General features: G+C 29.6%; 5 protein-coding genes. All 5 read left to right on the top strand.

The window, feature by feature from the left end; genetic code table 11:
- Positions 1-30 precede the first annotated feature (30 nt).
- Entirely contained in the window at positions 31-657 is a 627-nt protein-coding gene (locus LJD34_RS10605) for a hypothetical protein (RefSeq protein ID WP_227359857.1), read from the top strand.
- The gene (locus tag LJD34_RS10610) at positions 650-1237 is read left to right on the top strand and encodes a dipicolinate synthase subunit B (protein WP_022001290.1); all 588 of its coding nucleotides are present in this window, start codon (positions 650-652) and stop codon (positions 1235-1237) included. Before LJD34_RS10605 ends, LJD34_RS10610 begins: the two co-directional genes overlap by 8 nt.
- Positions 1238-1316: 79 nt before the next feature.
- The gene (locus tag LJD34_RS10615; protein ID WP_117346913.1) at positions 1317-3011 is read left to right on the top strand and encodes a ribonuclease J; all 1695 of its coding nucleotides are present in this window, start codon (positions 1317-1319) and stop codon (positions 3009-3011) included.
- 61 nt (positions 3012-3072) lie between these two features.
- On the top strand, positions 3073-5349 hold the full coding sequence (locus tag LJD34_RS10620; protein ID WP_227359858.1) for an FtsK/SpoIIIE family DNA translocase: 2277 nt from the start codon (positions 3073-3075) through the stop codon (positions 5347-5349).
- Between the two features lie 95 nt (positions 5350-5444).
- On the top strand, positions 5445-6506 hold the full coding sequence (locus LJD34_RS10625) for a BMP family lipoprotein (RefSeq protein WP_032090035.1): 1062 nt from the start codon (positions 5445-5447) through the stop codon (positions 6504-6506).
- Positions 6507-6709 lie beyond the last annotated feature (203 nt).

The following is a 6709-nucleotide window of genomic DNA, read 5'->3' on the forward strand; positions in this document are numbered from 1 at the left end:
ACCCTTTCATATAGTATAATGAGGTGGCATATGAAAGGGTTTATTGAAGTATATGATCAAAGAACACAATTTTTAAAAGATATTTTTTTAAGTCATGGTTATCAAATAAATGATAAACAAGCACAAAACCTTGATTTTTATGTTGTTAAAAATCAAAAGATAGATCATGACAATACGTTTTCTCTTAATACTATAAATACAAAATATATTATTAATAAAGATAAAGTTTTTAAACATTTAAATAATACTTTAACAGCAATGGGACTCTATTTAAAAATAATACAAGATAAAGCACATTATAATAATATACTTATTTTAGGCTATGGAGATTTAGCAAAACAGCTTGCAAATATTTTAAAAAGTAATTATGATATTACAATCTGTAATCGAAATAACAAGGATTTAGATGAAATAAAACAAATCTATCATCATTTGGATTTAAATGCTTTATCAGGAAAGTATGATTTAATTATTAATACGATTCCTGTTTGTAAAATCAATTATAAAAAATTAAAATATAAACAAATTTATGATTTGGCACAAACAGTTGAGGGTAAAGATTATCAATCACTAAGAAATATACCTAATTTGTATTTTCCATATGAATCGGCATTATTGATGTTTCAATATATTCACGGAGTGATGAGACATGTTTAATGGAATGAAAATAGGGGTTGGGATTACAGGCTCTTTTTGTTCGTTAAGTAATTGTTTGAGATTTTTAAAGGAACTAAAAAAATATCCTGTAGATATTTATGTTTTTATAAGTGATCAAGTGAATTCTTGTGATACACGGTTTTTTAAGGCGAATCAGTTAATCATAGAAGTTGAAAAAATTATTGAAAAGAAGGTTATTTGTTCAGTTGTTGAAGCAGAAATTTTTGGGCCACAAATACCCTTGGATTTAATGGTAGTTTATCCATGCAGTGCCAATACATTAGCTAAAATGGCACATGGAATCAATGATAATGCGGTGACAATGGCTGTTAAATCAACACTTAGAAATCAACACAATATCGTTCTTGGTTTATGTAGTAATGACTTACTTTCAACAAGCGGAATGAATATGATGAAGATTTTTAATACAAAGCATTTTTATTTGGTGCCAATGTATCAAGATGATGTAATCAAGAAACCAAATAGTTTGATTGCACGGCGAGATTTAATTATTCAAACGATGATCAATGCATTGGTTGATAAACAAATTCAACCTTTATTTTTAATGAAGAAAGAGTAAATGATACTTTTTCTTTTGTTAATAATTTGTTAGAATAATAGCAAAGTGAGTGTAAGAAGATATATTTAAGGAGGAAATAATGAAAAAAAGTATTATAAAATTGATGCCAATTGGGGGTCAAGCTGAAAACGGTAAAAGCATGTACTGCTTAGAAATAGATGATAATTGGTTTATTATTGATGCAGGTTATCGTTTTCCAGAAGTAGATAAATTAGGAGTGGACGTTATTATTCCTAATTTTGATTATTTAAAAGATAATAAAGATAAAATTAAAGCTATATTTATTACGCATGGTCATGATGATGTAATGGGAGCACTTCCTTATTTATTACAAGAAGTGAATGTTCCTATTTATACAACAGATCTTACAGCTGATTTAATTGATCAATTATTACAAAGATATATGAGACATTCTCATGTTTCATATAAATATAAAATCAAAAGAGTAAATATGAATGCAACAATTAAAGTTGCTGGAGTTGAAGTGGACTTTTTCCCAATTACGCATTCTATTCCTGGAAGTGTAGGGTTAGCATTTTTAACAGACTATGGTTATATTGTCTATAGTAGTGAATTTATTATTGATTTTGGAGCACCTGAAAGATTTAGGTGTAATATTCAAAAGATGATGGAAATTGGTAAAAAAGGAGTTTTAGCTTTACTTTGTGAATCATCATATTCAAAAAATGATGGCTATACTTCTCCTAATCATAAGTTAACTGCTAAAATAGAAAGTATTTTTGAAGATGCTTCAGGACGTATTATTATTTCAAGTTATGCACAAAATGCTTTTAGAACTCAAGAAATTGCTCAACTAGCTAAAAAATATAATCGTAAGATTTGTTTCTATGGAAGAGATAAATATGATAATACCAATTCTTTAATGAGAATTGCTAAAAATAAGAAAAAACCAATCTTGGATATTCATCCAGCTTGTATTGGTGATAATAATGATATTCAAAAAAATAAAGATAATGATAAATTGGTTGTTTTATTAAGTGGTAGTCCTCGTCGCATCTATCATGATATTTTAGATATTATCGATGGAGGAGATGATAAGCTTAAATTACAAGATAGTGATACATTTATTGTAGCTTCACCTGTTTTACCAGGAACTGAAAAAATAGCTAATAGAGCAATCAATGAACTTTATAAAACTGATACACATATTCATGTTTTGAAAAACAAAGAATTGCAATCTATGCATGCAAGTGAAGAGGATATTAAAGTATTGATTCAAATTTTAAATCCAAAATATTTCGTACCAATCAAAGGAGAATATCAACATTTTATTGCTGCAAGTGATGTTGCTAAAAAAATGAATATAAATGATGATCATATTGCTATTGTTGATAATGGAGAAATGATTACTTTTAAAGATGGAAAATTACAAAGTTATCGAGATTCTATTACAATTGAAGATGTGATGATTGATGGCCTTGGAATTGGTGATGTTGGTGTTAAAGTTATTGATGACCGAAATCAATTACAAAATGATGGTGTTGTTATTATTGGTATGACAATTGATGGTAAAACAAGAGAAATTGTTGCCAATACAGATGTACAAACAAGAGGTTTTATTTACTTAAAAGATTCAGAAAATGTTGTAAAAGGAATTATGAATATTGCTGAAACTGAGTTAGAGTCTTATAAAAATAAGACGGAAGAAGATATTAGAGATGTACGTCAAAATATTAAAGATAAAGTGAACAAATATATTATCAAAGAGACTGGCAAAAGACCTGTCATTTTACCAGTAATTATAGAATTATAAAAGCAAGGAATATCTTGCTTTTGTTTTGTTTTTTAAATATGATATGTAAAGAGGTGATATGATGGCTAAGACCGCAAGAAAAAGAAAAAGTAAGCAAGAACAAGTGAGTGAAGAATTAAAATTAAGAATTATTTGTTTATTTTTCATTTTTTTAGTAATTATTGCTGCTATGCAATTAGGAGTGATTGGAGACCACTTGAATTATGTTTTTATGTATGTATTTGGGAATTTAAATGGGATTATTTATCTTACTTGTATTCTTTTATTAGGATATATTGTTATTAAGGCGGATTTTCCTAAATTTAATGGTCCTAAGGCGGTAGGTCTTTATTTGCTTTTTATTGGTTTAACTTTATTTATTTCTGCTACGCCATCACTTACAGGGATAAAAGTCATACAGTCTTATTTTAATCAAGTTCCTTTAAATAGAGGAGGATTATTGGGGGCAGTTTTATATGGCTTTTTAAGTGCATTGTTTGATTATATGGGAGCAATCATTGCGGCGGTTTTTATTGTTGTAACAGGAATTATTTTATTAGGAAGTAAGTTTTATTTTGAACACAAAAAAGAAATTCAAAAAAGAGCAAAAAATAATTTTAATAAAACAAAAGATTCTTTAAAACAGCATTCAAATTATTTTGGAAATTTCTTTAAGAAAAAACAAAATAAGACAACTTTTTTTGATGATGCTATTTTCGAAGATGATGAAACCCCAACGACTATATTTGAAGAAATAGCGAAAGAAGATGTGACTTTGCCACAAGCTTTTACTTTTAATGATGAACATCAAGAAATAGAAATTGTTGATAAAGAGCCACCTATTCCATCGGTGGATGAAGAATTAGTTCAAAATGATCAATCACAAATTGAAGAACCAGTCATAGAGCATACAAATAAAAATTATCATTTACCACCGTTATCTCTTTTACATAATGTGGTTAATAAAAAACAAGGTGAAAATAAAAATCATGCTGTAGAAAGTGCTGAAAGATTAACAGCTGTTTTAAATGAATTTGGAGTCCATGCTTCTATTAATAATATTTCTATTGGCCCTTCAATTACAAAATATGAATTAAAATTAGAAACGGGGACAAGAGTCAATAAAATAATGTCTTTACAAGATGATATTAAATTAGCTTTAGCAGCTAAAGATATCCGTATTGAAGCGCCTATTCCTGGAAAACCAGCGGTTGGTGTTGAAATACCTAATTTAGTATCATCAATGGTTTCTTTTAAAGAGGTATTTAAAAACATTCCTGATAAATATAAAGACAATAAACTTGTTGTTCCTTTAGGAAAGGATGTTAATGGTCAAGTCATTTATGCAGAGCTTAATAAAATGCCTCATTTACTTATTGCTGGGGCAACAGGTTCAGGTAAATCTGTATGTGTTAATACGATCATTAGCAGCATATTAATGCGTGCGAAACCGGATGAGGTCAAACTTATTTTAGTTGATCCTAAAAAGGTTGAGTTATCCAATTATAATGGGGTTCCTCATTTATTAGCACCGGTCGTTACTGATCCTAAAAAAGCAGCGGCCACTTTAAGAGAAACCGTTTCGGAAATGGAAAGACGCTATGATTTATTTGCAGGGGCAAATGTTAGAAAAATTGAAACGTATAATCAATATGTTGAAAAGAAAAATCAAGGAAATGATGCGGAACATCAATTAGAAAAACTTCCATATATTGTTGTAATCCTTGATGAAGTTGCAGATTTAATGATGGTAGCTAGTAAAGATGTTGAAGATTGTATTATGCGTATAGCTCAATTAGCACGTGCGGCTGGGATTCATTTAATTGTAGCTACACAAAGACCATCAACGGATATTATTACAGGTGTTATTAAGGCTAATATTCCATCAAGAATTGCTTTTGCTGTTTCTTCAAGTATTGATTCTAGAACGATTCTTGATTGTACAGGCGCAGAGAAACTTTTAGGAAAAGGAGATATGCTTTTTTTACCAATGGGATCGAATTCGCCGATTCGTGTGCAAGGAGCTTATGTTGATGATAGTGAAGTGGAAGCAATCACTTATTATACAACGAAACAACAAGAAGCCTCATATGATGAAAGATATACAAATGTAAAACCAATTTCTGCAGTAGCTGCTTCTAAAGAAGAACAAGAAGATGAAGAGTATGAAATGTGCAGAGCATTTGTTATTCAAGCACAAAAAGCGAGCACATCACTTTTACAAAGACAATTTAGAATAGGCTATAACAAAGCAGCCAGAATTATTGATCAATTAGAAGCGGATGGTATTATAGGTCCACAAATTGGATCTAAACCACGTGAAGTATATGTACGTGGCTATAATGAAGAAGAAATTTAAAAACGATATTTACCGTTTTTTATTATGTTAACTGTTTTCAAATGTTTTTTTAAATGCTACAATGATAGAGGAAAATTAAATGGAGGAAGAAGAACATGAAAAAATTATTCGCAAGTATTTTATGCTTAGGAATGATTTTTGGTGCTACTGGATGTACAAGTGGTGGCGATGATACTTATGAAATCGCAATGATCACTGACTCTGGATCAGTTACTGATAAATCATTCAATCAATCTGCTTATGAAGGTGTAAAAGAATTTGGTGAAAAAAATGATATTTCATATAAATATTATGCACCAAAAGATACTGATCAAGCTGGATTATTATCTACAATTGATGATGCTGTAGATAATGGAGCAAAAGTTGTTGTAACTCCAGGATTCAACTTCTCTGGGGCTTTATACCAAGCTCAAGAAAAATATCCTGATGTCAAATTCGTTACTATCGACTTTGAACCACAAAAAGATGGTAGTGGAGAAACAAAAGTTGGAGATAATACAGTAAGTTATTTATTCTCTGAACAAGAATCTGGATATGTTGCTGGATATGCTGCTGTTAAAGAAGGATATACTAAATTAGGTTTCATGGGTGGTATGGCTTTACCAGCTGTAGAAAACTATGGTGTTGGTTACCTTCAAGGTGCTAGTGATGCTGCTAAAGAAATGAATGTTAATGTTGATGTTAACTATACATATACTGGTACATTCTCTGAATCACCAGATATCAAATCTAAAGCTTCATCATGGTATGCAGGTGGAACTGAAGTCATCTTCTCATGTGGTGGACAAATTTGTAACTCAATTTTCGCTGCTGGACAAGAAGCTGGTAAATACACTATTGGTGTAGATACTGACCAAAGTGGTGATTCTGATACTGTTATTACATCTGCATTAAAAGATGTAAAAGGTGCCACTATTGAAGCATTAAATGCTTATAAGAAAGATAAATTCCAAGGTGGAAAAACAGTTACTTTGAAAAATACAGGTGGTATTGTTTATCCAGGATTATTAAAGAACTTTTCTAAAGAAGATCATGATGCTGTTGATAAAAAAATCAAAGATGGTTCTTTAGAATTAAAATCATCTGCTGATGTTGATGAAAAAACTGGAGATCCTTCAGGAATTTCATTTGATAATTTAACAGTTAATTTTGAATAAGATAAATTGGGGATGTTACGAAATAATTTAAAATCGTAACATCTTTTTTGTTATAATTTCAAACTAAAAATGGGGTATTGATATCTTATCAATGATATTTATTTTCTACTAATTAATTCCTCAACCATAATGTTTGAGGAATTATTGAAATTAGAAACAATTGCTTCTTATAGTAGAATAATTTTATTATATAGATATTTAAA

Origin of the sequence: Faecalibacillus sp. MSK20_93 (assembly GCF_020589945.1) — a bacterium.
GTDB classification, from domain to species: Bacteria; Bacillota_I; Bacilli_A; order Erysipelotrichales; family Coprobacillaceae; genus Faecalibacillus; species Faecalibacillus intestinalis.